At 70.2% G+C, this 25,254-nt stretch carries 23 protein-coding genes; 8 read left to right on the top strand and 15 right to left on the bottom strand.

Going from position 1 to position 25,254, the window contains the following annotated elements; all coding sequences use genetic code 11:
- Positions 1-60 precede the first annotated feature (60 nt).
- From DFJ64_RS10105 to DFJ64_RS10090, 4 genes are all read right to left on the bottom strand, one after another.
- Complete coding sequence (locus tag DFJ64_RS10105; RefSeq protein ID WP_245941050.1) at positions 61-798, bottom strand: sulfotransferase family protein; 738 nt, start codon at positions 796-798, stop codon at positions 61-63.
- 313 nt (positions 799-1,111) lie between these two features.
- A complete protein-coding gene (locus tag DFJ64_RS10100; protein WP_115850239.1) occupies positions 1,112-1,795 on the bottom strand; it encodes a Type 1 glutamine amidotransferase-like domain-containing protein in 684 nt (227 codons plus the stop codon).
- A gap of 4 nt (positions 1,796-1,799) precedes the next feature.
- Positions 1,800-2,756, bottom strand: a complete 957-nt coding sequence (locus DFJ64_RS10095; protein WP_115851966.1) for a ribose-phosphate diphosphokinase — start codon at positions 2,754-2,756, stop codon at positions 1,800-1,802.
- A 130-nt stretch (positions 2,757-2,886) separates the two neighbouring features.
- Positions 2,887-3,435, bottom strand: a complete 549-nt coding sequence (locus DFJ64_RS10090) for a TIGR03086 family metal-binding protein (protein ID WP_115851965.1) — start codon at positions 3,433-3,435, stop codon at positions 2,887-2,889.
- Positions 3,436-3,566: 131 nt separating this feature from the next.
- Between DFJ64_RS10090 and DFJ64_RS10085 the strand changes: the two genes are divergently transcribed.
- Together DFJ64_RS10085 and DFJ64_RS10080 are read left to right on the top strand one after the other, a co-directional pair.
- Positions 3,567-3,899, top strand: a complete 333-nt coding sequence (locus tag DFJ64_RS10085) for a TetR family transcriptional regulator C-terminal domain-containing protein (protein WP_147304669.1) — start codon at positions 3,567-3,569, stop codon at positions 3,897-3,899.
- A 169-nt stretch (positions 3,900-4,068) separates the two neighbouring features.
- Positions 4,069-5,922, top strand: coding sequence for an acyl-CoA dehydrogenase (locus tag DFJ64_RS10080; protein ID WP_115850237.1), 1,854 nt, complete (start codon positions 4,069-4,071; stop codon positions 5,920-5,922).
- Positions 5,923-5,947: 25 nt separating this feature from the next.
- Here DFJ64_RS10080 and DFJ64_RS10075 read toward each other — a convergent pair whose 3' ends face one another.
- Both DFJ64_RS10075 and DFJ64_RS10070 read right to left on the bottom strand, forming a co-directional pair.
- Positions 5,948-6,856, bottom strand: coding sequence for a glycoside hydrolase family 43 protein (locus DFJ64_RS10075; RefSeq protein WP_211310558.1), 909 nt, complete (start codon positions 6,854-6,856; stop codon positions 5,948-5,950).
- 79 nt (positions 6,857-6,935) lie between these two features.
- A complete protein-coding gene (locus DFJ64_RS10070) occupies positions 6,936-9,293 on the bottom strand; it encodes a glycoside hydrolase family 43 protein (protein ID WP_115850235.1) in 2,358 nt (785 codons plus the stop codon).
- A gap of 240 nt (positions 9,294-9,533) precedes the next feature.
- Between DFJ64_RS10070 and DFJ64_RS10065 the strand changes: the two genes are divergently transcribed.
- Positions 9,534-10,910 (top strand): NADP-dependent succinic semialdehyde dehydrogenase, encoded by a 1,377-nt coding sequence (locus DFJ64_RS10065; RefSeq protein WP_115850234.1) that lies wholly within the window; start codon positions 9,534-9,536, stop codon positions 10,908-10,910.
- Between the two features lie 19 nt (positions 10,911-10,929).
- On the opposite strand, the gene DFJ64_RS10060 is transcribed toward DFJ64_RS10065, so the two are convergent.
- The 3 genes from DFJ64_RS10060 to DFJ64_RS10050 form a co-directional block, all read right to left on the bottom strand.
- Positions 10,930-11,277: a type II toxin-antitoxin system PemK/MazF family toxin gene (locus DFJ64_RS10060; protein WP_115850233.1), complete on the bottom strand. Its 348-nt coding sequence runs from the start codon at positions 11,275-11,277 to the stop codon at positions 10,930-10,932.
- Positions 11,264-11,506: a ribbon-helix-helix domain-containing protein gene (locus tag DFJ64_RS10055; protein WP_115850232.1), complete on the bottom strand. Its 243-nt coding sequence runs from the start codon at positions 11,504-11,506 to the stop codon at positions 11,264-11,266. The genes DFJ64_RS10060 and DFJ64_RS10055 overlap by 14 nt, the downstream gene beginning before the upstream one ends.
- 151 nt (positions 11,507-11,657) lie before the next feature.
- The gene (locus DFJ64_RS10050; protein WP_115850231.1) at positions 11,658-13,943 is read right to left on the bottom strand and encodes an MMPL family transporter; all 2,286 of its coding nucleotides are present in this window, start codon (positions 13,941-13,943) and stop codon (positions 11,658-11,660) included.
- 264 nt (positions 13,944-14,207) lie between these two features.
- Here DFJ64_RS10050 and DFJ64_RS10045 point away from each other — a divergent pair, with 264 nt between their 5' ends.
- A complete protein-coding gene (locus DFJ64_RS10045; protein WP_115850230.1) occupies positions 14,208-14,966 on the top strand; it encodes a TetR/AcrR family transcriptional regulator in 759 nt (252 codons plus the stop codon).
- Between the two features lie 114 nt (positions 14,967-15,080).
- Entirely contained in the window at positions 15,081-15,719 is a 639-nt protein-coding gene (locus DFJ64_RS10040; protein ID WP_115850229.1) for a hypothetical protein, read from the top strand.
- A gap of 35 nt (positions 15,720-15,754) precedes the next feature.
- Here the strand turns inward: DFJ64_RS10040 and DFJ64_RS10035 are convergent, their stop codons facing one another.
- Together DFJ64_RS10035 and DFJ64_RS10030 are read right to left on the bottom strand one after the other, a co-directional pair.
- On the bottom strand, positions 15,755-16,624 hold the full coding sequence (locus DFJ64_RS10035) for an aldo/keto reductase (RefSeq protein WP_115850228.1): 870 nt from the start codon (positions 16,622-16,624) through the stop codon (positions 15,755-15,757).
- Positions 16,625-16,722: 98 nt separating this feature from the next.
- On the bottom strand, positions 16,723-17,106 hold the full coding sequence (locus tag DFJ64_RS10030; RefSeq protein ID WP_115850227.1) for a cupin domain-containing protein: 384 nt from the start codon (positions 17,104-17,106) through the stop codon (positions 16,723-16,725).
- Between the two features lie 362 nt (positions 17,107-17,468).
- Between DFJ64_RS10030 and DFJ64_RS19900 the strand changes: the two genes are divergently transcribed.
- From DFJ64_RS19900 to DFJ64_RS10005, 3 genes are all read left to right on the top strand, one after another.
- A complete protein-coding gene (locus DFJ64_RS19900; protein WP_245941049.1) occupies positions 17,469-19,259 on the top strand; it encodes a 3-hydroxyacyl-CoA dehydrogenase NAD-binding domain-containing protein in 1,791 nt (596 codons plus the stop codon).
- Positions 19,260-19,404: 145 nt separating this feature from the next.
- Positions 19,405-20,061, top strand: a complete 657-nt coding sequence (locus tag DFJ64_RS10010) for an RNA polymerase sigma factor (protein ID WP_115850225.1) — start codon at positions 19,405-19,407, stop codon at positions 20,059-20,061.
- 177 nt (positions 20,062-20,238) lie between these two features.
- Positions 20,239-20,610: a hypothetical protein gene (locus tag DFJ64_RS10005; RefSeq protein WP_147304668.1), complete on the top strand. Its 372-nt coding sequence runs from the start codon at positions 20,239-20,241 to the stop codon at positions 20,608-20,610.
- A gap of 172 nt (positions 20,611-20,782) precedes the next feature.
- Here DFJ64_RS10005 and DFJ64_RS10000 read toward each other — a convergent pair whose 3' ends face one another.
- From DFJ64_RS10000 to pdhA, 4 genes are all read right to left on the bottom strand, one after another.
- Positions 20,783-21,394: a hypothetical protein gene (locus tag DFJ64_RS10000; protein WP_115850223.1), complete on the bottom strand. Its 612-nt coding sequence runs from the start codon at positions 21,392-21,394 to the stop codon at positions 20,783-20,785.
- Between the two features lie 216 nt (positions 21,395-21,610).
- Complete coding sequence (locus tag DFJ64_RS09995) at positions 21,611-23,053, bottom strand: dihydrolipoamide acetyltransferase family protein (RefSeq protein ID WP_115850222.1); 1,443 nt, start codon at positions 23,051-23,053, stop codon at positions 21,611-21,613.
- Between the two features lie 11 nt (positions 23,054-23,064).
- Positions 23,065-24,045 (bottom strand): alpha-ketoacid dehydrogenase subunit beta, encoded by a 981-nt coding sequence (locus DFJ64_RS09990; RefSeq protein WP_115850221.1) that lies wholly within the window; start codon positions 24,043-24,045, stop codon positions 23,065-23,067.
- Positions 24,042-25,202 (bottom strand): pyruvate dehydrogenase (acetyl-transferring) E1 component subunit alpha, encoded by a 1,161-nt coding sequence (gene pdhA / locus DFJ64_RS09985; RefSeq protein ID WP_115850220.1) that lies wholly within the window; start codon positions 25,200-25,202, stop codon positions 24,042-24,044. Before pdhA ends, DFJ64_RS09990 begins: the two co-directional genes overlap by 4 nt.
- Between the last annotated feature and the right edge of the window lie 52 nt (positions 25,203-25,254).

The following is a 25,254-nucleotide window of genomic DNA, read 5'->3' as shown; positions in this document are numbered from 1 at the left end:
GTCTTGCAGCCCGTCAAGCTGGCGATGCCCACGAAGCTCACCACACGGCTCGACGAAGCGTCAGGAAAGATAGCCCCACGCCTTGGCGAGCGGCCGAAGCATCTCGTGGACCTCGTGAGGTTCGGGCAGGGGTCGCGGCTTCTGGATACTCCCGGTCCGGATCTTGCTGGTCCAGTCGCCGATCCCCGCACGGAAGGGCCCGTGGTGATGTCGGCCGTACTCGAGCATGCGGGGATCCCAGCGCACGCCGAGGAAGGAGCAGATCTGCTTGGTGGTGGCGACCGGGTCGCCGGTGAGCTGCTCGTAACGAACGACGAGGCCGGGCACGCTTCGTCGAGCGGCTTCGACACCCTCCATGTACTGGAGTGCCTCACGAATGGTTGGCTCGAGCTCTCGGTCCGCCCGTGTCTCCATGAGAGACGCCACGATGGACGCCGGGTGACGGAGCAGGAAGATGAACCGGGCCTGTGGCCAGCAGGTACGCAAGCGTTCGTAGAAGGTCGCGTTGCCAGGGGTCTTGTCGACGATGATGCGTTTGCCGCTGCGGACCAGTTCGTAGTGGAGGACGCGGTCCCAGAGCATGTGCTCGAGCTCATCGAGATCCAGCCCGAGCTCCTTCATCGCGATCTCCGCGTAGTGCTTCTGGAGCTCCACCCGCGTGAACCTCAGGTGGAGCTCGTGCGGAGCACAGATGTGGGGGTGGGAGTTGAGGATCACCCGGAGGAGAGTCGAGCCCGACCGCACGGGACAGATCACGAAGACCGGTGAGGGAACCAGCCTCGCTCGCGCGCGAGCCACGCGCCGAGCCTGACGCCACTTGGCGGGGGCGCTCAGCGCGTGGCGCGCGCGGTGGCTCGCAGCGCGGAGGCGTGGGTGCCTCGCGAGGCGTGCGCTCAGCCGGCGGCGTACCTGGGCGAGGCCTACGACAAACAAGATCCACTCAGCTCCGTCGACACTGGCCAAGACCGGACACGATGGTCAAAGGATGGTAACGGTCTTCCCCGGAAAGCTGAGCTTGACGCGGCCGGCTCGGACGCGCCCGCCCTCAGGAAGGCGGCGAGTGACGGGTCCCCTGGCCACTCGCCTGGTCCCCTTGCGACGCCGCACTCCCCTACACGGAGGCCGGGTTGTTGTACGTCGTCGCCCCAGGCGCCAGGAGACGACGCGTCCCGCCATGCACGAGGATGAGCGGGTCGAAGCCGACGGCCGTGACGGCGTGTCCTGACACGATGGCGTTCGCCCGCTCGGTCAAGGCGATCACCGGTCGGCCGTATGTCGCGGACCAGACGTGCTCGCGGGGCAGATCGTTGTCGCGGTGGTGGACGAAGACGCCGTGGCCGCAGACGAGGTCGGCGCCGCGGGTGTCGTCGAGTCCCACCTCGTTGCGATCGAGGTGGGCGGTGGTGGTGATGTCCGCGCCGAGCAGTGCCGCACCCGCGCTGTCGCCGAACACGACACCCCCGGAGGCCACGAAGTCACGCAGCCGGTCGAGCATGCGCCAGCGGTGGACGACGGAAGCGAGCCGATAGGTGTTCCCGCCTCCGATGTAGACACCGCGGACACCGGTCAGGTCGAGGGGGCTCTCCCCCGTCCACATGGTGATGGCGCGCACTCCCAGCGGCTCGTAGAGGCGGCGGAACCAGGCCAGGCACTCGTCGTAGTTGTGGACGCGGGAGTCGAAGGCTACCGGCCAGTACGACAGCGGCCCTGGGCCGACCGCTCTGGCGAATTCCACGTCGAGTGGACGAGAGTGCGCGGGCCCTCCGCCACCGGCGAGGAAAACGCGTCCGCGCATTGCCTCACCTCTCCACCGAAGGGTTGACGAACAGACTGCTCACCGACTCCCCCAGATGGATGCGTTTGATCGCCTCGGCGAACAGCGGCGCGACCGACCTTACCCGCATCGTCGGGAGAACCTTGTCCTCTGACAAGGGGACGGTGTTGGTCATGACGATCTCTTCCACGTCGGCCTGGGCGGCCAAGCGTTGGACGGCTTTGCCGGTGAACAGACCGTGGGTGCAGGCCAGCGAGACGCGCTGGACCCGGTGCTCACGTAGGCGTTCGAGCAGCTCAATGATCGATCCGGCGGTGGCGATCTCGTCGTCCAAGATGATGACGTTCTTGTTGCGGACATCCCCGACGATGGCGTCGATGACGACCCGGTCGTCGGCGATGCGCTGCTTGCTGCCGGCCGCGACGGGAAGGTTGAGGATCCGAGCGAACTGCGTCGCCGGCTTGGCGTTGCCGAGATCGGGCGAGACGACGACGGTGTTGCTGAGGTCGCGCCCGACGAAGTGCTTGGCGAGCTCGGCGATCGCGGTGAGGTGGTCGACCGGGACGCTGAAGAAGCCGTGGACCTGGGGCGCGTGCAACGCCATCGTGAGCACCCGGCTCGCCCCGGCTGTGGCGAGCAGGTCAGCGACCAGTCGACCCGCGATGGAGATGCGCGGCGCGTCCTTCTTGTCGGACCGGGCGTAGGCGTAGAACGGGATCACCGCCGTGATCTGGGCGGCGGACGCCCCACGCGCCGCGTCCAGCATGAGCAGCAGCTCCATGAGGTGCTCCTGCACCGGCGGCACGAGCGGCTGGACGATGTAGACGTCACGTTGGCGGCAGTTCGCCTGGAGCTGCACCTGCAGGCAGTCGTTGCTGAACCGTTGGATGTGGGCGGGTGAGAGCTCCACACCCAGGACGGCACAGATTTCCTCGGCGAGTTGGCGGTGCGCGCTTCCCGAGAAGACGGTGATCTGACCCAGATGGCGCATGGCGTCGTCGTTCCTGTCCGGGTGTGGAAGCTGTGGACCGCACGTCAGCGTAGCGACCACGGCGCCGCCGCGGAGCCCCGCGCCCGCGCCTTCGTCGTCGACCGCGGACGGCCAGTCACCGTCAGACGACGCGACCGCAGAAGTTGAGCAGCCTCGTCTGCTCGTCCGCGTCCGGCGCGGGTGTGATCTTCGGGCCGAACCCACCCGGGCTCCGCATCCGCTCGTCGAGGGGGGCGAGGAACGCCGCGCACGCCGCCACCGCGCCTGGGTCGAGCCGCTCGTCCTGACCGGTCGCCCTGGCGAGGTCCCAGGTGTGGATGAGCGTGTCGCCACACAGCAGGCCGCTGACGAGCTCCTCGAACGGCTGCTCGCCGAACAGCCCACGCACGACCTTGGTCGCGCGCGCCGGATCGCCGAGCGCCTCGGTGACCGCGTCCCGCGCTTGCCGCCATTGCTGCACCAGATCACCGCCGAGATCCGCGCGGTCCGGATCGGTGCCGTCGACCAGGGCGATCATCCGCCAGTGCGTCTCGACCACGTGGACGACGAGATCCCGGACGGCCCACTCCGAACAGGGCGTCGGGGAGGACCACTGGTCAGGAGCGAGACCCTCGACGCGGGCGGTGAAACCGGCGGCGATCCTGGTGTAACGCTCGGCTACCTCAGACATGGCGGTCACCCTAGCGGTCGGCGCGGACACCGCGCAGGTGTCCGCGCCGAGGCGAGGAACGTCGGACGGTGCCGAACAGGCGGACACCCCTCAGAGGGCGGACGGTGCAGCTCTGCCTCGCGATTCAACGCATGGACGCCGAGTACGGCCTGCCACGAATCACCGTTCAGGTCTGGGGTGAGGCGGTGCGGCCGCCGGACCTGGCGGCGCAGCTGCGTGAGGTGGCGACGGCCGTCCGGGGCCTCGCGATCCAGCTCGTCCGCGTCTACCAGCGACGCGGCGAGATCAGTCCGGACGTTCCCGCCGAGGAGGTAGGGCCCGTCCTGCCTAGCCTCCTTCCGGGCTTCATGCTCCAGCACATCCTCTTCGGCGACATGGACCCGCGCATGGTGGGCCGCGCGGTGCGTGGCCTCGTCGCCGGACGCCCCGGCCTCCGGCGCCGAGCCGCCGCAGCCGTCCGGTGAACGAGGGTGACCAGGGTCACACGGACGTCCGACTTGTCTTACTCGGGAGCGGCGGCGCACCATGAGCGAGCAAAGGTTACCGGCAGGTAGCTTTCGGTCGACCGGCTCGCGCGGCAGAGCCTGCGCCCGACCGGCGTCGCCCTCCCGGACCTCTCCCGAAGGAGCCGCCGTGAGCCACTACAAGAGCAACGTCCGTGACATCGAGTTCACGCTCTTCGACGTCCTCGGTCGAGACGCCGTCCTCGGCACCGGTCCGTACGCCGACATCGACGTGGAGACCGCGCGCAGCATCCTCGCCGAGGTCGACCGACTCGTCCGCCACGAGGTGGCGGCGTCCTTCGCCGACGGCGACCGCACGCCGCCGGTCTACGACCCGGCGACGCGGAGCGTCCACGTCGGCGAGTCCTTCCGGAAGAGCTTCCAGGCCTGGGTGGACGCGGAGTGGTGGCGCCTCGACATCGCGCCGGAGCTAGGCGGCCAGCCCTGTCCGCCCTCCCTGCGATGGGCGGTGTCGGAGCTGGTCATGGGCGCCAACCCAGCTGTCTTCATGTACGCGGCGGGACCGCGGTTCGCGACGACGATCTGGCGGAACGGCACACCCGCCCAGCGACGGCTCGCCCAGCTCATGGTCGAGCGCCGCTGGGCCGGGACCATGGTGCTCACCGAGCCCGACGCCGGCTCCGACGTGGGTGCCGGGCGGACCCGCGCCTACCCCCAGCCAGACGGAACCTGGCACATCGAGGGCGTCAAGCGCTTCATCAGCGGCGGCGAGCACGACCTGACCGAGAACATCATTCACCTCGTGCTCGCCCGGCCCGTCGGCGTCGAAGGCGCCGGCGGCCCCGGCTCCAAGGGACTCTCGCTCTTCATCGTCCCGAAGTACCACGTCGACCTCGAGACCGGTGAGCTCGGCGCGCGCAACGGCGTCGAGGCCACCAACATCGAGCACAAGATGGGCCTGAAGGTCTCCGCCACCTGCGAGCTCACCTTCGGGGCCGACCCGGCGAACCCCGCCGTAGGCACGCTGCTCGGTGACGTCCACGACGGCATCCGGCAGATGTTCCAGGTCATCGAGTACGCCCGGATGCTGGTCGGCACGAAGGCGATCGCCACCTTGTCCAGCGGCTACCTCACCGCGCTCGAGTTCGCCAAGCAACGGGTGCAGGGTGCGGACCTCACCCGGATGGGCGATGCGACCGCGCCCCGGGTGACGATCATCCACCACCCCGACGTCCGGCGGTCGCTCATGACGCAGAAGGCCTACGCGGAAGGGCTGCGCGCCCTGGTCCTCTACACCGCGAGCGTGCAGGACGCCGTCGAGCTCGCCGAGTACGCCGGCACCGTCGACGCTGACGCCGAGCGGCTCAACGACCTGCTGCTCCCCCTGGTCAAGGGGTACGGCTCGGAGCGGGCGTGGGTCCTGCTCGGCACCGAGTCCCTGCAGACCTTGGGCGGTTCCGGGTTCCTGGCGGACTACCCGCTCGAGCAGTACGTCCGCGACGCCAAGATCGACACGCTCTACGAGGGGACGACCGCGATCCAGGGCCTCGACCTGTTCTTCCGCAAGATCGTGCGGGACGACGGGCGGGCGCTCCGCCGACTAGCCGGGGAGATCATGGCGTTCGTCAAGGACGAGACCGGCACCCCAGACCTGGCGTCCGAACGTGCACTGCTCGGCCAGGCGCTCGAGCACGTGCAAGGCATGGTCACGGCGATGGTGGACTACACCGCGAAGGCCCGCGGAGACGCCGGAGACCCCACCTCCATCTACAAGGCGGGACAGCACACCACTCGGCTGCTGCTCGCCATGGGGGACTTGGTCTGCGCCTGGCTGCTGCTACGCAAGGCCGAGGTCGCGCTGGCCCGGCTGCGTGACGGCAGCCGCGACGACGGGTTCTACGCCGGCAAGGTCGCCGCTGCCCGGTGGTTCTGCGCGGAGGTCCTCCCGCGCCTCGCCGTCGAGCGTGCCATCGTGGAGCGCACGACGAACGACCTCATGGCGCTGCCCGAGGACGCGTTCTAGCGGTCGGGGTGCGGCCTGCGGGCGTCTATCCACGCGGGCCTGGGACGACGACCGGGCGGTCGTCCTCCCAGGTGACCTCGTCGATCCAGAATTGCCGGCCCGGCGGCTGGCCCACGCGTCCCGGCACCCAGCCGTGGTAGGCGAGCCAGGTGCGACCGGCGTGCTCGACCATCGAGGCGTGGCCCGGTCCGGCGACGTCGTCTCGGCTGGCCAGGATGGGGTTCTCCGCGGCCTTGACGAAGGGGCCGAGTGGGCCGGACCCCACGGCGTAGCCCTCGCCGTAGGCGGCCCGGTCGAACATGTTTCCCGAGTAGAAGAGGTAGTAGCGATCGTCACGTCGCCACAGGAACGGACCCTCCACCAGCGGACCCTCCCACGGCTGGTCGTTGCGCAGGAGGCGGACCGGCTCGCCGGTGAGGGATGTGGGGTCGCCCGGTGCGAGCCGCTGCAGGTAGATCCAGGTGGGAAGGCCGACGGCGTTGCCGTCGTTCTTCCACAGCAGGTAGGTCGTGCCGTCCTCGTCACGGAACGGGCTCGCGTCGATCGATCCTCCCTCCTCGGGCTGGCTGATCAGCGGGGAGCCGGAGCTGTCGACGAACGGGCCCTCCGGTGACGACGCCACGGCCACGCCGATCGCCTGCCGACCGACGGACCGCTGACGCGCCGTGTAGTAGAGCGCGAAGCGACCGTCCGGCACGAGGAGCACCTCCGGCGCCCAGGTCCGGCCCGGCTCCACCCACGCGGCCAGTTCCGGCATGCCGTCGCCGACCTCTCGCCACGACCGCAGGTCGTCGGACGCGAGAACCTGGACGTTGCCGAGCTCTCCGTTCGTCGCGTAGGCGTAGAACCTGGCATCCGCGCCGTCGGGAGCCTTGAGGACGAACGGGTCGGGGAAGTTGCCCGCGTAGACGGGGCCAGGTTCCCACGCGCTCACCGGAACTCTCCTCTCCTCACCGTCGACTGCTGTGCCCCCACGCCGGCGAGAGCACCCGCGGCGTGGGGGCACGACGGACTCACCGCAGTGGCGAGACCCGGAAGTAGTCGAACCGCGCGACCGCCGGCCCGAACTGCTCCGTCGTCTCCGGCGTCGAGCCATGTGACACCAGCCCGATCCTTGGCTCGGCGTCCGCCGGCAGCGTCCAGGTGAGACCCCACGTCCACCGCTTGCCGTCGGTGCTGGAGGCGGCGCGGAACAGGTGCTCGTTGGTCGTCGGGTGCCGGGTGTGGACCAGCCGCAGCCACGTCGTCTCACCGGGTGCGCCGGCGAGCCCACCGCCCCACGACCGGCGGTCCAGCAGCACCGTCTCCTTGCCGAACTCCGTGATGCGGGTCGGGCCCACGGCGACGACGTCGAAGCGGAGGAACTCGTCGTCGTTGACGTAGACGATGAGACCCGCCTGCTGGTAGTTGCGCACCGTGTCCTCGCCGAGGTCGATGCTCAGCTTCGTCTCCACCGCGTAGTCGCCGTCCGGCATGGACGACCGCAGCAGGAGTCCGGGCGTTCCGGTGCCCACGAGGTCGGCGGTCTGCGTCGGCCACACCAGCTGGCCGTCTTCGACGGTCGCGGCGGTGTCCTCGCGCACCCAGGTCCAGTTGCCGTCGAGTCCGTCGTCGAACTCGTCGGAGTAGGCCGGGTCCGCCGGACCCACGCGGGGCGTGGGCACGGTCCGGGTCACCGGCTGGTACAGCCGGTTCGCGGAGAAGTTGTCGGCCTCGCCACCACCGGTGGCGACCAGACCCGCCCGGCCACTCCGGTGCAGCGCCGCCGGGAGCTCGAGGGTGACCGTCGCCCACGGATCGCTCAGCCGTGCGTCGGTCACGTCGGCCGTCACCGTCCTCCCCCGCGCCTCCAGCGCCACGACATGCCAGGCACTGACGTCGTATCCCGCAGGCAACGGGGCGCTCCGCCGCCAGACGCTCGCACCCTTCCGAGCCTCGAGCACCAGCTCCCGCCGCTCCGCGTCGATGACCGCCCACACGCCATCCGTGCCGTGGACGCGGGCGGCCACGCCGACGCTGCCGCGCTCAGACCGCACGTCGGCCTCGACCCGGACGTCGGGGCGACCCAGCACCTTGGTGACCGCGAGGGTGGCGTCGCCGCCGAGTCGGGCGTAGTGGCCCGAGTCGGAGGCGTCGTCGGGTCCCTCCACCGTCAGCGTTCCGGTGACCGCGGTGAAGGTCCGCTCGGTCGCCCACGCGTCCTCGAACCGGTCGTCCACCTCACCTCGGGTGATCGGCGCCGGCTGCGGATCCTCCGACGCCCCCAGCCCGGCCCGCACGATCGGCCAGCCGTCGATCCAGTCGAGCCGGTCGATGTTCATGGGCCGCATCGTGAAGCCGGGCTGGACGTCGAGCCACGGGTCGTTGCGGTCGATCGCGTGGTAGGCCATGTACATCTCGCCGCTCAGGTCGAGGAGGGCGGAGTGGTGGCCGGTGCCGATCCACTTGTTGCCGTTGGGCGCGATCACCGGTGTCCCACCGGACCGGCTGGCGAGCATGGGAACGCCGAGCCGGTCGACGAACGGACCGAGCGGGCTCGTCGACCGACCGACGAAGACGGTGTAGCCGGTGGTCGGGCCGGCGCAGCAGTTGGCCGACGACGCGAACAGGTAGTAGTAGCGACCGCGCTTGACGACGTTCGGCCCCTCGTAGCGCGACGAGGCCACGTGGACGGGTTCCGAGACGGCACGCAGCCCGTCCGGGGACAGCTTCACCACCCAGATGCCGGTGCCGTACCCGCCGTAGTACAGGTAGTGGGTGCCGTCGGTGTCGGTGAACATCGCCGGGTCGATGACCGTGTCGTAGCCGTCACCGAGCGGCTTGGCGGGAATCAGCGGCTCCTCCGACGGCGTCCACGGACCCGCCGGCGTCGGCGCGGTGGCGACGCCGATCGCGGGGTCGAAGCCCTGGCTGCTCGTCGTCGTGTCGGGAACCGTGAAGTAGAGCAGGTACTGGCCGTTGAGGTAGCGGATATCCGGTGCCCAGAAACCGGTGCCCGGAGCCGCCCAGGTCGGACGACGACCTTCCGGGAAGACCGGTCCGGCGTCCTCCCAGTGCACGAGGTCGTCCGACACCGCGATCTTGTACGACGACGATCGCTCCCCCTGCTCGTCGAACGGCCCGCCCGTGGCGTAGGCGTACCAGCGACCGTCCTTGCCGCGGATGACCGCCGGGTCAGGGAAGTCGATGGAGTAGCCCTGGGTGACGTGGTTCGTGTACGTCGCTCGGGGCCCCGAGGTCGCTGACGGCTCCGACGTCGCCGGAGGCCTGGGTGCCGCCGCCGTCGGTGGCGCGGCGAGATTGGCCCCGACGAGCGCGGCGCCGAGGACGCCGGCCACGAGCAGACCGTGGGTCCGCCGACTGGTGCGCATGACGATCTCCTTCGATCCGCCGTCCAGCTCGCCTGGTGGCCGCTCGGACGTGACCGCGCCAGCCCCGCGAGCCGTGTCCGCTGTGTTCTATTCGCGGCGCTCAACGTTGTAAAGATCACCTGTTGGCCGCGTCCGGCAGCCAGCGACGCGGTGCGTCAGGTCGTCCGACCGGTCGTCCGACGCAGTGCTCCGCGCGACGATGGGGGGAAGGGGACGCCCGCCGTCCGAGAGGGGCGAACCATGACCATCGCGACCATCAACCCCGCCACCGGACAGACGCTGCAGCGGTTCGACCCCTACTCCTCCGAGGAGGTGGAGCGTCGGATCATCCAGGCCGCCGAGTCCTTCCACGACCTGCGGACGACGACCTTCGAGACGCGCGCCAAATGGACCCGAGCCGCGGCCGACCTCCTCGACACCGAGGTGGAGGAGCTCGCCGCCACGGTGACGACCGAGATGGGCAAGACCGCCAAGGAGGCCCGCGCCGAGATCACCAAGTGCGCCGTCGCCCTCCGCTTCTTCGCCGCCCACGCCGAGAGCTTCCTCGCCGACGAGCCGCTCGACGAGCCCTACGACGTCGGGGCCACCCGCGCGTACGTGACCTATCAGCCGTTGGGCCCCATCCTCGCCGTGATGCCGTGGAACTTCCCGGTCTGGCAGGTCATCCGGTTCGCGGCACCCGCGTTGATGGCCGGCAACACCGGGCTGCTCAAGCACGCGTCGAACGTTCCGCGCACCGCCCTCTACCTCGACCGGCTCTTCGACCGGGCCGGCTTTCCCGCGGGCACCTTCTCGGCTCTGCTGGTTCCCGCCACTGCGGTCGCGGACATCCTGGACGACCGTCGGGTGCGGGCCGTCACCCTCACCGGAAGCGACGCTGCCGGCGCCTCGGTGGCGACGATCGCCGGCAGCAAGGTGAAGAAGACCGTCCTGGAGCTCGGAGGCTCCGACCCGTTCATCGTGATGCCGTCGGCGCAGCTGGACCAGGCTGTCGAGGTCGGTGTCCGGGCACGGTGTCAGAACAACGGACAGAGCTGTATCGCTGCCAAGCGCTTCATCGTGCACGAGGAGTGCTACGACGAGTTCGCCGAACGGTTCGTGGACCGGATGTCAGCGTTGCGCGTCGGCGATCCGACGGACGAGCTGACCGACGTCGGACCACTGGCGACCGAGTCCGGTCGCGACACGGTGGAGAAGCAGGTCGCCGAGGCGGTGGGCCGGGGCGCGAAGGTCCTCTGCGGCGGACAGACGCCCGACCAGCCCGGCTGGTGGTATCCACCCACCGTCCTCGCCGACGTGACCCCGGCGATGCGGATCTACCACGAGGAGGTCTTCGGGCCGGTCGCCCAGCTCTACCGCGTCCGCTCCCTCGACGAGGCGATCGCCCTGGCGAACGCCACGCCGTACGGCCTGGGCGCGAACGCCTGGACCCGGGACGAGCACGAGCAACGGAGATTCGTCCGTGACCTCGAAGCGGGCTTGGTGTTCCTCAACGGCATGGTCACCTCGTACCCGCAGCTGCCGTTCGGTGGCGTGAAGCGCTCCGGCTTCGGACGTGAGCTGTCGACCGCCGGGATCCGGGAGTTCTGCAACATCAAGACCGTCTGGGCCGCCTAGGTCACCAGCGACTCCCGGATCACAGGGCGAGGTGCGTGCGCAGAGCGCTGTCGAGCTCGCGCAGCACCGGCGCGGGCAGGCTGCCGATCCGACGCGTGAGACGCTCGACGGAGATCGATCGGATCTGCTCCGCCTGAGCCTTGGAGTCGGCGTGGAGGCCGGAGCCGGAGGCGGGGATGAACACCTGGAACGGGTAGACCCGCGCGATGTTGGAGGTGATGGGGACGACGGTGACGACGCCGCGGCCGGTCTTCTCGGCCGCGCGGTTCGCGGCGTCGTTGCTCACGATGACCGCTGGACGCTTCTTGTTCGCCTCCGACCCTCGCGAGGGCTCGAGGTCGACGAGGTAGATGTCACCGCGACGCATCGAGACCGTCGCCGACGGTGTTGTCCCAACCGTCGTTGTCCCAACCGTCGGCCTCGGGCGAGCTCTCCCACTCCTCCCAGGCTCGCGTGTAGTCGCGCTCGAGGTCGCTGAGCCGCAGCAGCCGCAGCGCCTCGTGGATGACCGAGGACCGGGAGGGCAGCCCTTCCCGGGCGGCGTACTCGTCGACGAAGTCGACGTCCTCCTTCGGGAGGCTGACACTCACCTTCATACCAGCGATGCTACCGGCGGTCCTACCCAGCGTCACCGGAGACGACAGGCCTCAGTGTCGTACACCTGTTCGATCCACATCTGTGGACAAGCCTGTGGACTGTGGACAGGTCTCTGGATGGCCTGTGGAGGACGAGGATGCCCCCATATCGTCAGGACTCCGACCCCTGGTGAGGTCCGACCGGCTCTGGCATCTCCGACACGCCGGCCCCCGTGGGCCGGGGTGACTGGTCCGGCTCGAGGGACACCGACGCGGCCAGCCGAGCGAGCGGTCGCGGGGCCCACCACGCGGCTCGTCCGAGCAAGGCCAAGATCGCCGGGACGAGCAGGCCTCGGACGATCGTCGCGTCGACGGCGATGGCGATGAGCATGCCGATCCCCAGCAGCTTCATGAACTGCAGGCCGCTCGACGCGAAGGCGCCCACGACGACGGCGAGGAGGAGCGCGGCGGCGGTGATGAGCCCGCCGGTGTGCCGGAGCCCGCGCACCACCGCGTCCTTCGGCGTCTGTCCGGCGCGGACGCCTTCGGCGATCCGCGACAGCAGGAAGAGCTCGTAGTCGGTGGACAGACCGAAGAGCACGGCCAGCATGAGGACGGGGAGGGAAGGCTCGATCGGTCCCGGCTCCACACCGAGCGGACCGGCCAGGTGCCCGTCTTGGAAGATCCAGATCACCGCACCGAACGACGCGGTGAGCGAGAGGGCGGAGAGCAGGACCGCCTTGACGGGCACGATGATCGACCCGAACGCCAGGAAGAGGAGGACCAGCACCGCGCCGGCCAGCACAGCCACCATCCAGGGAAGCCGTGAACCGATCGCGTCGAGGGAGTCCATGAGCGCGGCGGTCGAGCCACCCACGAGGACGTCCACTCCTCGGGGCTCCGGGAGGTCACGCAGCTTCGTGACGGTCTCGCGCGGGGGACCGCCCTGCGGGTCGTCCTCCACCTGGACGGCGAGGACCACCACGTCACCACTGGCCCCCGCGGGAGCGACTCCGGTGACACCGGGAACCTCGGCGACCTGGGCGGCGAACGCCTGCACGACCGCCTCGTCGGGCGCCTGACCGTCCCGGCCCACGAGGACCACCTGCGCGCCGTCCGTCGCGACCGCTGGTAGCTGCTCGCGCACGTGCTCGGTCGCGAGCCGGACCTCGTTGTCCTTGGGGAGCACCGAGGCGTCGAAGTCGGCGAACTCGGCCCGCAGGAACGGCGTACCCACCAACACGAGCGCGCCGACGACGACCACGGTGACGATCGCGGGACGACGCATGACGGCCCGTCCGACGCGTCCCCATCCCCGCTCGTCGGCCGGTGCCTCCGACGTCTCGGGTCGCTGGCGGCGGAACGCCAACGCGTCGACGCGAGAGCCCAACAGGGTGAGCAACGCCGGCAGGACGGTGAGCGCCGCGATCGCGGCCACCACCACCGCGGCGATCCCACCCATGCCGATGGACCGCAGGAACCCGTGCGGGAAGACCAAGAGGCCGGACAACGCCGCCGCCACGGTGAGCCCGGAGACCAGCACGGTGCGACCGGCGGTGCGCATCGCGATGGTCACGGCCTCGGCGACCTCTCGTCGGGTGGCACGGGACGGGCCGGCGCCGTTGGCCTCAGCCCGAGCCGCGGTCCGACGCCGCAGCTCCTCACGGAACCTGCTGACGACGAACAGCCCGTAGTCGATGGCGAGACCGAGACCGAGCAGGGTGACGACGTTCATGGCGAACACCGAGACCTCGGTGATCCCGGACAGGATCCACAGCACGCCCAGCGCCCCGACGATCCCCACTGCGCCCACGACCAACGGCAGGCCAGCGGCCACGAGCCCACCGAAGACCACGACCAGGAGGACGAGCAGCACGGGGAACGACACCATCTCGGCCCGCACCAGGTCGGCCTCGGTCTGGCCGTTGACCTCGGCACCCAGCGGCGCCCAGCCGCTGAAGCGCAGGGTGAGCCCGTCCACGCCGTGCGCGGCCCCGCGAGCGTCGTCGCCGCGGAGGCGCTGCTCGACCTCGTGCCACGCGCTCAGCTGCTCGCTCCGCTCGTCGGCGCGCAGCCGGATCGAGACCACGCCGGTCCGCCCATCGGCCGAGCGCAGGGTGGGCTGCTCCCACCACCCGGTGGTCGCCGCGACGTCCGACGGCGGCAGCTCGCGGAGGGCGGCTTGGACGGCGTCGACGATCTCGGGTTCGTCGACCGAGCGACCTCGGGGCACGGTGTAGACGGCCAGGGCATCGGAGCGCCGGTCCTTGAGAGCCTCGCCGGCGAGGTCCGCCGCTCGCACCGACTCGCTCCCGGGTACCTCGTAGCCGCCCTGCTCGAGTCGGCCAGTCAAACCCGACGTCGCCGTTCCGGCCACCGCGGCGAGGAGGAACGCGACTCCGAGGACCCACCACGGCCGTCGTACGACCACAGCCGCCCAGCGTGCGAGCATCGCCATCCTTCGACTATTCGACAACCGTTACGATGCGAAACTTTGTTAAGGATCGTAACAACGGGAGGTTCGCGGACCGCACGGGACAGCTCCCGATCGAGGGGCGGGACGAGTCAGCCCCCGAAGCTCGCAGACCGTTCCGACGCTCGAAGACCATTTCCGGGAGCGAGAATCCGGGAGCGAAGAACGGGTGACGACCAGGAACGGACCACGAAGCCCGGACGGCAGACCACGAGGCAGGGCTGCCCCAGGACAGCAGAGCGCGACGACATGAAGGACACCGAGGACGCCATCCCGCGGCTGAGCCGACGAGACCAACGCCGTGAGGAGCTGCTCACCGAGATCGGCACCGTCACGCGCGACCTGCTCGTCGCGGAAGGCGCACCAGCCGTCACCATGGCAGCGGTCGCCGAGCGGCTCGGTGTGACACCGCCCGCTCTCTACCGCTATGTGGACGGACGCTCCGGTCTCCTCGACCTCGCCTGTGCGTCGGTCACGCGGGAACTGGCGACCGAGCTGGTCAAGTACCGCGAGACGCTCGGCCCCGACCCGCTCGAACGTGCGCTGGGCGTCTGCCGGCGGTTTCGCCAGTGGTCGCTCGACCATCGCGAGGAGTTCAACCTCGCCTTCGCCCATCCCGCCGGCCGCCGCGTCCTCCTCACCGCGAGCAGCGCGACCGACGACGAGGTGTGCGCCGCCGAGCTGGAGCTCGCCTGGGTGTTCGAGGAGACGCTGCTGCGTTTGTGGGCCGCCCGACCGTTCCCCGTCGCACCCGACGACGACCTGCCCCCGCGGCTTCGCGACGAGCTGCGCGGCTACCGAGACCAGCTGCTCGCGAAGGCCGCCCACGTGGGGCTGGACGTCGGCGAGCCACCCATCCAAGCCGTCGCGGTCCTGCTGGAGTTCTGGACTCGGCTCTACGGTCTGGTCTCCATGGAAGTGTTCGGCCACCTGGCCCACGCGGTCGGCGACGCCGAGCCGCTCTTCGAGGCGGCCCTCGCGGACCTGGCGCGACGGGTTGGGGGCTGACACGTCGGCGTCGTGGCCCCGCGGGCGGGAGTGGGTCCGACACCACCGAACCCGACCACCCGTCGCGGACTACAGTGCCGCCTGGCCACGATCGCACATCGGGAGGGGCGCGCTATGTCGAGCAGCACACGTCGGATTGGGCGCGGACCGCTGACCCGCGTCCTCGCCGTGGGTGTCCTGCTCCTCCTCGCCAGCGGCTGCGGCAACCAGCAGATCCACCCGACGAGCCTGAAGAAGCTGCCACCGACCGATCCGCCACCCCGCACGGCCCAGGCGACCGAACCCAGTGAGGCGTCGTCGGACTCCGACACCACCACCGGTGGTCTCCAAGTGACCTGCGCTGTCGTCCAGCTCGGCTTGCCCACCTCCTGGCAGGCCACCCGCAGCCGAGACGGATGGGCGGTCACCTTGCCGGAGACCACGGGGGGTGGCGGTCTCCGTGTGACGGGCACCTACCTCACCGGCGAGGAGGCACCGGCGTCCGAGTCCGAGCTTCGCACGCTGGTCCAGGGCGACGAGGGCGACGACGTCTCCGTCGACGCGACGAGGACCGGCCTCGTGGTCGGCCGCCTTGCGGTCCGGCGCGGCACCGAATGGCGCCTGGCCACGATGTTCGAGGAAGGAACCCAGCTCGTCACCCTCACCTACTCACCGGCGGGTTCCGCCCAGGACAGGGACATCGACGCCACCACCGACCTGCTAGACGAGATCATCAGGCAGTCGCAGATCACCGACCCGGGCAGCTGCGAGTAGCCTCCCCGGGTCGGCACTCGTCAGGCAGGCATTCCTCAGGCAGGCATCGCCACGAACGGCGACGAGTACGACGTGATCGAGTCGAGCGTCTGCTGAACGCGCTCCGGTGTCCAGTCCGCGCGGTCCTTCTCGGCTTGGATGAGCATGCCGAGCAGCCGCACCTCGCCCGCCGTGGCGATCCCCGTGACCTGGGGATGGGAGAGCACCCAGGCCAGCGCCGCGGTGACGGCCTCCTGCTCGTCCAGCGGCTCGTACCACGTCGTGTACCGGTGCTCCTCCTCCGGCCAGGTCCGGCGCGCGATCGTCTTGATGATCATCAACCCGGCGTCGACGCGCTGGCACTCGTCCGCCAGCTCCTGCCAGGCGTTGTAGTACTCCGGATCCCGGGCGAGCGCGTAGTTGAGGGGCGTGAGGACGGTGTCGAACGGGAACCGCCGCAGCGCCTCCAGGTGGGTCGCCGGCGCCTCGTGCCCGTGGCCGGTGATGCCGATCGCACCCACGAGCCCTTCGTCCCGAGCTCGAATCGCCGCCTCGAGCGCCCCGCCCTTGCCGGTCACCTTGTCGAGCTCGTCGAGGTCGCCGACCGCGTGCAGCTGGATGAGGTCCACGCGGTCGGTCTGCAGGCGCTCGAGCGAGGTGTTGATCTGACGCCAGGCGGCCTCCCGCTCCCGCTCACCCGTCTTGGTGGCGAGGAAGATGCGGTCCCGGATCCGCGGCATCCAGGGACCGAGCCGCAGCTCCGACTCGCCGTAGCTCGCCGCCGTGTCGAAGTGGTTGATGCCGGCGTCGAGGGCCTGCTGGATGGACTGGTCGGCCACCTCCTGGGAGACCTCGGCCAAGGCAGCCGCGCCGTAGATGAGGACGCTGCTCTGGTGTCCCAGGCGTCCGAGCCGTCGCTTCTCCATAGTGGGCCTCCGCTCACCGAACACGTGGCGCGATGCGCGCGATCGAACGACGCGACCAGACGGCCGCCGTCGCCTTCAGCTTAGAGCTCGGTCGCACATCAAACCTCGGCCTCGTGCCGGCGCGCGGTCTCACCGGGGACGTCCTTCAGCTCGATCCGAACGGCGTGGAACGCGTGGTCGTCGACGTTCTCCACCACGTGCGGACCCACCGGGTCCGACCAGAGCAGACCTGCGACCGCCTCGCCAGGGGAGTCACCCACGGAGTGGTCCCCGGCCATGGCCACCGGCTCGACGTCACCGGCGAAGTGGACGTCGGCGTGGTAGCGCAGCCTCGCCGGCTGCTCCACGACCACGACGCTCGGCCGGCGGTGCGTGTGCTCCGCGACCCGCTGCCCCGCCTCGATGTGGACCTCGACCACGCGGACCCGGTCGTTCTCGAAGAGGACGCGGAAGACCTCAGGCGCCGCAATGACGCCGTCCATGGACTTCGGCCACGGCCAGATCGACGTCCACCGAGGTGTTCCGGACGCCCCCTCGAAAGCTCCGGGTGACACGGCGCTCCCTTTCGTCCTCACACTCCGGCGGGCCGTCCTCACACTCCGGCGGGGCGGTCTCACCGCTCACCTGTCTTCCACCCCGCGACTCTTCTACCCCGCGTCCGACGGACGTCACCGTTGGCTTGCCGTGACGACTGGCTTGTCGTGACGACGGCGGGCAGCCGCTCCGGTTCGCCGGAAGACCCTGTGCGAGGTGCGAGACCCTCGGGGCTCGCTGACGGACCGGCGTGGCTGTGCACCGTCGCGTCGCCGCGCACGCTCGGGCGTGGTCGGCGAGGATGAGGAGCATGCCGGGACTTCCCCTTTCCTCGCCCGTCGGTGTCGTCGGTGCGGGCACCATGGGCACAGGCATCGCCCAGGTTGCCCTCGTCGCCGGCCACGAGGTTCGCCTGTACGACATCCAGGAGGGCGCGGCGGCTCGCGGGGTGGAGCGGATCCACGCGCGACTCGACCGTCTCGTGGCCAAGAACCGCATGGACTCCGCCGAGGCGCGACGCGCCAAGGATCGCCTGCGCGCCGTCGACACGTTGGCCGACCTGGCCGGCGTGGGCCTGGTCATCGAGGCCGTGGTCGAGCACCTGCAGGCCAAGCGGGAGCTCTTCGCCGCCTTGGAGCAGGTCTGCGCGGACGACACCATCCTCGCCACCAACACGTCGACGCTGTCGATCACGGCCATCGCCGCGGGACTCCGGCGACCGCAGCGGGTCACCGGCATGCACTTCTTCAACCCGGCGCCGCTCATGGCGCTCGTCGAGGTGCCCGCCGGCGCGGCGACGGACCCCGAGGTCGTCGAGACAGTCGTCCAGACCGCGCGGGCGTGGGGCAAGACGCCCGTCCGCTGCGCCTCCACTCCTGGATTCGTCGCCAACCGGATCGCCCGCCCCTTCTACGGCGAGGCGATGGCCGTCTTGGAGGAAGGTGGCGCCGACTGCGCCACGATCGACGCGGTCCTCACCGAAGCCGCGGGATTCCCCATGGGCCCGTTCGCGCTCGCCGACCTGGTCGGCAACGACGTCGACCTCGCGGTGGCACGCTCGATCTGGGAACAGACCTTCGGCGACCCCCGCTACTCCCCCTCCGTCACGCAACAGCGGCTGGTGGACGCCGGCTGGCTCGGCCGCAAGTCGGGTCGGGGCTGGTACACGTACGACGGCTCGGACCTGCCCGCCGCCCACACGGCGAAGCCCCGTCCGGCACCCGAGCGGGTCGTGTACCACGGCGGGTTCGCTGTCTGCTACGGCCTCCTCGACCGGATCGCGGACGCGGGCGTGAGCGTCGAGCGGTACGACACGGGACCCGCCGGCATTCGGGCCCGCCCTCAGCACGGGCGCGACGACCATCCCCCGAGCCCCGCGGGCGACCAGGGTGACGCACCGTCGGGCGATGGCCCGCCTCGCGAGCCCGTGCCTCGTGGGGACGGTGCCAGCGCGTCCTCGGCCGGCGAGGTCGCGGCACCCACGGACGTCGAGGCGCCCAGTGAGGTCGAGGCGGGTGGCGCGCCGCCCCAGAGGTCGAGGTACGCCGCCTTCCAGACGAACACCGTCGAGGGCGAGCTTGCGTACGGCATCGAGCTACCCAGCGGCGGTCTCGTCCTGGAGACGGTTGGCGAACCCGCCACCTTCGACGGTGACGCCGTGGCGCTGGACTGGGTGGGCGACCCGGCCACCGCGACCCGCGTCTGTCTCGCCCCGAGCGACACGTGCGAACCTGCCACCCTGGACGAGGCGATCGGGTTGTTCCAGGCGGCTGGCCTCACGGTCAGCGTCATCGACGACGTGCCGGGACTCATCGTCGCCCGCACCTTGTGCATGCTCGTCAACGAGGCCGTCGACCTGGTGAGTCGGCGTGAGGCGAGCGCCGCGGACGTCGACACCGCGATGCGGCTCGGGACCGGGTACCCCCGCGGGCCCCTTGCTTGGGGGGATCGCATCGGCCCGGACCTGGTGGTCGAGGTGCTGTCCGCGCTGGCCCGCGCGTATCCCAGCGGCCGGTATCGGCCAAGTCCGCTCCTCGTTCGCGCGGCGCACACCGGCCGTTCGCTGGTCAGCTTGGGGCAGAGCCTCGGACAAGCGCTCTGACCTGCACGTTTGCCGACCTGGCGGGGCTCCTCGCCGGAGCGCCGAGACTCTCCTCCGCGATCATCTGACAACTGTGTGGCGCGTGTCACACACTTTTTCCCCGAGAGGCACGGAACTTCGGCGCTGGTCCGGACATACACCGGGTGTGGATCGACTCGAGACGGCCGATCTGTCCGACGGCGACCTGTGGAGGGCCGCCGCCAAGGGTGACCCGTCAGCGTTCGGCACGCTCTTCGAGCGACACAGCGACGCCGTCTACAACCACTGCTTCCGCCGGACCGGCTCCTGGGAAGCGGCCGAAGATCTCACCTCGGTGGTCTTCCTCGAGGCCTGGCGCCGACGGCGCGAGGTGTCACTCAGCGGTGAGTCGATCCTGCCCTGGCTGCTCGCCGTGGCGAACAACGTCGTTCGCAACCGCGATCGCAGCCTGCGACGGCACCGTCGCCTGCTCGCCAAGCTCCCGCCGGCCGTCGTCACACCCGATCCTGCGGAGGAGGCGGTGTCGCGGGTCGACGACGAACGGACCATGCGGCGGATCCTGCAGGTCTTCAGCCGCCTGCTGCCCGACGAGCAGGACGTGCTCGCGCTGTGCGTCTGGGCCGGTCTCAGCTACACCGACGCCGCGGTGGCTCTCGGAGTCCCCGTCGGCACGGTGCGGTCCCGGCTCTCGCGCGCTCGCGAACACCTTCGTCGACTCGCCGAACTCGGGGTGGACGCGGGGCGAACGGGGGGTCCCGCGCCCACCCCGCGCTCGGCGAGAGCGCTCGCCGCGCAACCGGCCACCAGAACGAACGGGGGCTAAGCAATGACTGAGATCGACGACATCCCACCACCTCGGCCTATGGGGCGTGAGCGCCGCGGTGCCGTCCGTCAGCTTCTCGAGGAACAGGTTCGTAAGTCGACCCGCCCTTGGTGGCGACGGTCGTGGCAGGGCATCGTCGTCGGAACTGGAACAACGGCCCTGGTGGTGGCCGGAGGCGTGGCGACCGCGTACGTCGCCTTCAAACCGGCGGAGGACCAGACGAGCGTTCTCTGCTATGCCCACGCCGACCTCGACGCCGACCCCGTCGAGGTCACCCGGATCGCGGTCGCGCGCGACATGCGAGCTGGTGACAACGAAGCCGACAGCGGGACCGTCCCCATCGAGGACCCGGTGTCGGCATGCGCACAGGCCTGGCGAGACGGCCTCCTCCCCTCCCACGGCGACCGGGCCGCACGGCCCGGCGCCGCAGGCCAATCGCCGGTCCCCAACCTCGTGGCGTGCACCCTCGACGAGGGTGTCGCAGCGGTGTTCCCAGGTGACCCCGCGACCTGTGAACGCCTAGGCCTTCCCCGAACGCTCACGAGGTAGCCACCCCGACGGGATGGTCCGAACGGGATGGATGGCCGCGCTGCCCCCGGGCGGCAGCGCGGCCATGGGACCTTCCGCTGGAGGAGCCCGGTGTCAGCCGCTCGTCGGACAACCCGACGCCGTCTGCCTCACCGGACGCCACACGTGCGACGACCGAAAGACCCTCCAGCCGTCAGAAGAACTTGATGGAGGAGGTGCGGTCGTTCATCGAGCCGAGCGTGGAGCAGCTCGTCTCGCAGTAGGTGTAGGTGCCCGTGTAGTTCGTGCCGTCGTGGTGCTTGCCGATGCAGTTGGAGTAGGTCCTCCCCGAGGAAATGCGGTTGTCGAAGTCGAGCGACGCCAGGTCGGGGAACCCGTACCACGTGCCGGCGTAGCACCCCGTTCCGCTGGCGCCGTACAGAGTGAGAGACGCCCCGCCGAAGTTGGTGTGCTGGTACTCGATGCCGACCAAAGGCCGTGCCACGGGCGCTCGCGCCGTGGAGATCGCGCCAGCGGCCAGGAGCTGCCGCTCACTCACCTGCGTGGCGTCTTTCGGCAGCCTGACTCGACCGCCGGTCGCGAAGTCGATCGCCTCCGCGAACGTGTCGAAGCAGGCGGGCTCGGTGGCTTGCGGCTCCGTGGCAGCACCGAGCTGGGCGGCGTGGAGACCGACCACACAGTGGCGACCGGAGTCCGGCCGTGCGGAGTCCGTGGGGTTCTCCGCCGCGTGAGCGAGCTGGGCTTGCCACGACAGGAGGACCACCGCTCCGACCGCCGCCAACCACGCTGTCTGTCGCCGGCGCACGGGTATCACCTCCAGGTTGACATGCGTGGGCGCATGATGACATGCACTCATCGTCCGCGTCGCCGCATCTGTCCCGATATCACGTGCAGCGGGCGGATGTGGCCGGATGTGGTCGTCGACGGCTGATCGCGTCTCGGTCGGGCGGCCGGAGTCGGCGCCACACATGTCGGTGGAGCGATCTGTCGGTGGATCGCTTCCGGCTGAGAGGACGAGAGCTCACGCCAACAGCAGGGCGTTCGCCGGGTTCTCCAAGATGCCCGCCACGTCCACGAGGAACCGCGAGGCCTGCTCACCGTCCACGATTCGGTGGTCGAACGACAACGACAGCGTGGTGACCCACCGCGGGACCACCTCACCGTCGACGACCCACGGCCGCTGTCGAATCGCGCCGATCGCGAGGATCCCCGACTCACCCGGATTGAGGATGGGAGTACCGCCGTCCACCCCGAACACGCCGATGTTGGTGATGGTGAACGACGTCCCCACCATGTCGGCGGGCGGGGTCCGACCCTCCCGAGCCGCCGAGGTGAGGGCACTGAGAGCCTCGGCGAGCTCGACCAACGTCATCTGGTCGGCGTCCTTGATGTTGGGGACGACGAGGCCGCGAGCCGTCGCCACCGCGATGCCGAGGTTGACATAGTGCTTGAGCACGATCTCACTCGTGCCGTCGTCCCACGTGGCGTTGAGCTCGGGCGTCCGTCGCAACGCCAACAGGGCCGCCTTCGCCGCCACCACGAGGGGAGTGAGTCTGGTGTCGGCGAACTCACGCCGCTCCTTCAAGGACGCGAGCAGGTCCATCGTCCCGGTCACGTCGACCGTCACCCACTCGGTGGCGTGTGGAGCGCTGAATGCGCTCTGGGTGACCGCCTGTGCCGTGGCCCGACGGATCCCACGGATCGGCACCCGCGTCTCCCGGGCGCCTGCCCGACGGCCCCCGATGACACCCGCACCAACGACGTCCTCACCGCCCGGCTCTTCGACGGGCACGCCGACGGGCGCCGCCTGCGTGCCGGCTGCCGCGGCACGTGCGGCGTACGCCTCGACGTCGTCGCGCGTCACCGTGCCGTCGGGGCCGGTCCCGGGGACCGCGCGCAGGTCGACACCGAGATCCTTGGCCAGCTTGCGGACCGGTGGCTTCGCTCGCGCCAGTCCGGCGCTCGTCGAGGCGCTCCGCTGGTCCGGCACCGAGGGAGCGTGCTCGGGCACCGAGAGAGGACCAGCGGCGTCGCCAGCGGCACCGCCAGTCGCCGGGGACGTCCGCCGCGGCCGCCGACGCACCCGACCAGCCCGCGGACCGTATCCGACGAGCGTCGCGGTACTCCCCTCGGCCGCGGCACCGGTCGCGCCCGTCGACGCGCCAGCACCCGCGTCCTCGGCCGGCCTTCCCCCCGTCGCCGCGCCGTTGGGCGCCGCCTGCTCGACCGCCACCCGGATGATCGGTGTCCCGACCGGCACGACCTGCCCTTCGGCGACGAGCAGCTCCTGGACCGTCCCGGCCCACGGGGAGGGCAACTCCACCACGCTCTTGGCGGTCTCGACCTCGACCAGCACGTCGTTGACCGCCACCGTGTCCCCGGGCGCCACCCGCCACGCCACGATCTCGGCCTCGACCAGACCCTCTCCGACGTCCGGCAGCTTGAAGTCGTACGCCTGCGCCATGACGCTTCCCCTCAGTAGGCCAGGACTCGATCGACCGCGTCGAGAATCCGGTCCAGGTCGGGCAGGTAGTCCTCCTCCGCCCGGGCCACCGGATACGGCATGTCGTACCCCGCGACGCGCAGCGGCGGAGCCTCCAAGTAGTAGAAGCATTCCTCCATGACGCGCGCCGCGATCTCCGCGGCGAGGCCACCGGTGATCGGGGCCTCGTGCACGGCGATCACCCGACCAGTGCGACGGACAAGCTCGTAGACCGGTTCGAGATCGAGAGGAGACAAGCTGCGCAGGTCGACGACGGCGAGGCTGCGTCCCTCCTCGGCGGCGGCTTCCGCGGCGTCCAGGCAGGTGCGGACCATCGGCCCGTAGGCCAGGAGCGTCACGTCGGTGCCCTCCTGCACGACCCGGGACTTGTGCAACGGGTACGGAGGCGCCGACAGCGAGGTGTCAACCTCGGCTTTCTCGTAGTAGCGACGCTTGGGCTCGAAGAAGATGATGGGGTCGTCGCTGGCGATCGCCTGCTGGATCATCCAGTACGCGTCACTGGGATTGGCGCACGCGACCACCTTGAGCCCAGGCGTGTGGACGAAGTACGCCTCGGGCGATTCGGAGTGGTGCTCGACGGCACCGATCCCGCCGCCGAACGGGATCCGAATCACCACCGGCATCCGGACCTTGCCTTGGGAGCGCAGGTGCATCTTGGCGACCTGGCTGACGATCTGGTCGTAGGCGGGATAGACGAAGCCGTCGAACTGGATCTCGCACACGGGCCGGTAGCCGCGCATGGCCAAGCCGATAGCGGTGCCGATGATCCCCGACTCCGCCAGCGGAGTGTCGATGACCCGGTCCTCGCCGAAGTCCTTCTGCAGACCGTCCGTCACCCGGAAGACGCCGCCGAGCTTGCCGACGTCCTCGCCCATCACGATGACCCTCGGGTCGGCCTCCATGGCTCGCCGTAGCCCGGCGTTCAACCCCTTGGCGAGGGTGAGCACGGTCATCGGGTCACCTCCACTCCGGCGGCGTCCTGCGTCAGGAAGGACGCGCGATAGGCCTGGAACGCCTCGAGCTGCGCTCGAAGTTCGGGCTGCTCCTCGGCGTAGACGAGGTCGAAGATGTGTGCCAGGTCCGGCTCGGGCATCGCCCGGGTGCCGGTACGCAGACGCTCGGCCAGCTCGTTCGCCTCCCGTTCGACGCCGGCGAAGAAGTCGTCGTCCGCGACGCCGGCGCGGCGCAGGTACGTCTCGACCCGAGCCAACGGATCGAGCCGCCGCCAGTGCTCCAGCTCCTCGGGGAGGCGGTACCGGGTGGGGTCGTCGGTGGTCGTGTGCGCCCCCATCCGGTACGTGAAGGCCTCGATCAGCGTGGGCCCACCGCCGTCCCGAGCCTGCTGCAGCGCCGCTTTGGTGACCGCGTAGCAGGCCAGGACGTCATTGCCGTCCACTCGCACGCCCGGGAAGCCGAAGCCGCTCGCCCGGCGATACAGCGGGATGCGGGACTGCTTCTCGCTGGGAGCGGAGATCGCCCACTGGTTGTTCTGCAGGAAGAACACCACCGGCGCGTTGAACACCGACGACCAGATGAACGCCTCGTTCACGTCGCCTTGCGCGCTCGCGCCGTCGCCGAGGTAGGCCATGACGGCGGTGTCACGGTCCGGATCCCCGGTGCCGACGCAGCCGTCGCGCTGGACGCCCATCGCGTAGCCCGTGGCGTGCAGGGTCTGCGCCCCGATGACGATCGTGTAGAGGTGGAAGTTCGTCGCCGTCGGATCCCAGCCGCCGTGGTCGACGCCGCGGAACAGACTAACCAGCGCCAGCGGATCGACGCCTCGACACCACGCGACCGCGTGCTCGCGGTACGTGGGGAAGATGAAGTCCTGGGGTCGGGTCGCCCGACCGGAGCCGACCTGAGCAGCCTCCTGACCGAGCAGGGACGCCCACAGACCGAGCTCACCCTGCCGCTGGAGGGCAATGGCCTCGGCATCGATCCGGCGATTCAAGGCCATGTCACGGTAGAAGCCCTTGATGGCTTCGTCGTCAAGGTCGAAGGCGTAGTCGGGATGCTCGCGACGTTCGCCTTCGGGAGTGAGCAGCTGAACGAAGTCGGTGCCGTCGTCCTCCCCGGGCCAGCGCGACCCGAACGTCCCTGCGGTCGTCACCGTGCACTCCTTCGATCCATTGGCGGCGGGATCACCGCCACCAGGCCGGAGT

Origin of the sequence: Thermasporomyces composti (assembly GCF_003386795.1) — a bacterium.
Classification (GTDB): domain Bacteria; phylum Actinomycetota; class Actinomycetes; order Propionibacteriales; family Actinopolymorphaceae; genus Thermasporomyces; species Thermasporomyces composti.
This window is presented reverse-complemented; position numbering and strand designations above follow the sequence as displayed.

Coding starts and splice junctions, on each gene's coding strand:
- DFJ64_RS10100 (WP_115850239.1), bottom strand. CDS start 1,795: ATGCGCGGACGCGTTTTCCTCGCCGGTGGCGGAGGGCCCGCGCACTCT.
- DFJ64_RS10090 (WP_115851965.1), bottom strand. CDS start 3,435: ATGTCTGAGGTAGCCGAGCGTTACACCAGGATCGCCGCCGGTTTCACC.
- DFJ64_RS10085 (WP_147304669.1), top strand. CDS start 3,567: ATGGACGCCGAGTACGGCCTGCCACGAATCACCGTTCAGGTCTGGGGT.
- DFJ64_RS10070 (WP_115850235.1), bottom strand. CDS start 9,293: ATGCGCACCAGTCGGCGGACCCACGGTCTGCTCGTGGCCGGCGTCCTC.
- DFJ64_RS10065 (WP_115850234.1), top strand. CDS start 9,534: ATGACCATCGCGACCATCAACCCCGCCACCGGACAGACGCTGCAGCGG.
- DFJ64_RS10060 (WP_115850233.1), bottom strand. CDS start 11,277: ATGCGTCGCGGTGACATCTACCTCGTCGACCTCGAGCCCTCGCGAGGG.
- DFJ64_RS10055 (WP_115850232.1), bottom strand. CDS start 11,506: ATGAAGGTGAGTGTCAGCCTCCCGAAGGAGGACGTCGACTTCGTCGAC.
- DFJ64_RS10050 (WP_115850231.1), bottom strand. CDS start 13,943: ATGGCGATGCTCGCACGCTGGGCGGCTGTGGTCGTACGACGGCCGTGG.
- DFJ64_RS10045 (WP_115850230.1), top strand. CDS start 14,208: ATGAAGGACACCGAGGACGCCATCCCGCGGCTGAGCCGACGAGACCAA.
- DFJ64_RS10040 (WP_115850229.1), top strand. CDS start 15,081: ATGTCGAGCAGCACACGTCGGATTGGGCGCGGACCGCTGACCCGCGTC.
- DFJ64_RS10035 (WP_115850228.1), bottom strand. CDS start 16,624: ATGGAGAAGCGACGGCTCGGACGCCTGGGACACCAGAGCAGCGTCCTC.
- DFJ64_RS10030 (WP_115850227.1), bottom strand. CDS start 17,106: ATGGACGGCGTCATTGCGGCGCCTGAGGTCTTCCGCGTCCTCTTCGAG.
- DFJ64_RS19900 (WP_245941049.1), top strand. CDS start 17,469: ATGCCGGGACTTCCCCTTTCCTCGCCCGTCGGTGTCGTCGGTGCGGGC.
- DFJ64_RS09995 (WP_115850222.1), bottom strand. CDS start 23,053: ATGGCGCAGGCGTACGACTTCAAGCTGCCGGACGTCGGAGAGGGTCTG.
- DFJ64_RS09990 (WP_115850221.1), bottom strand. CDS start 24,045: ATGACCGTGCTCACCCTCGCCAAGGGGTTGAACGCCGGGCTACGGCGA.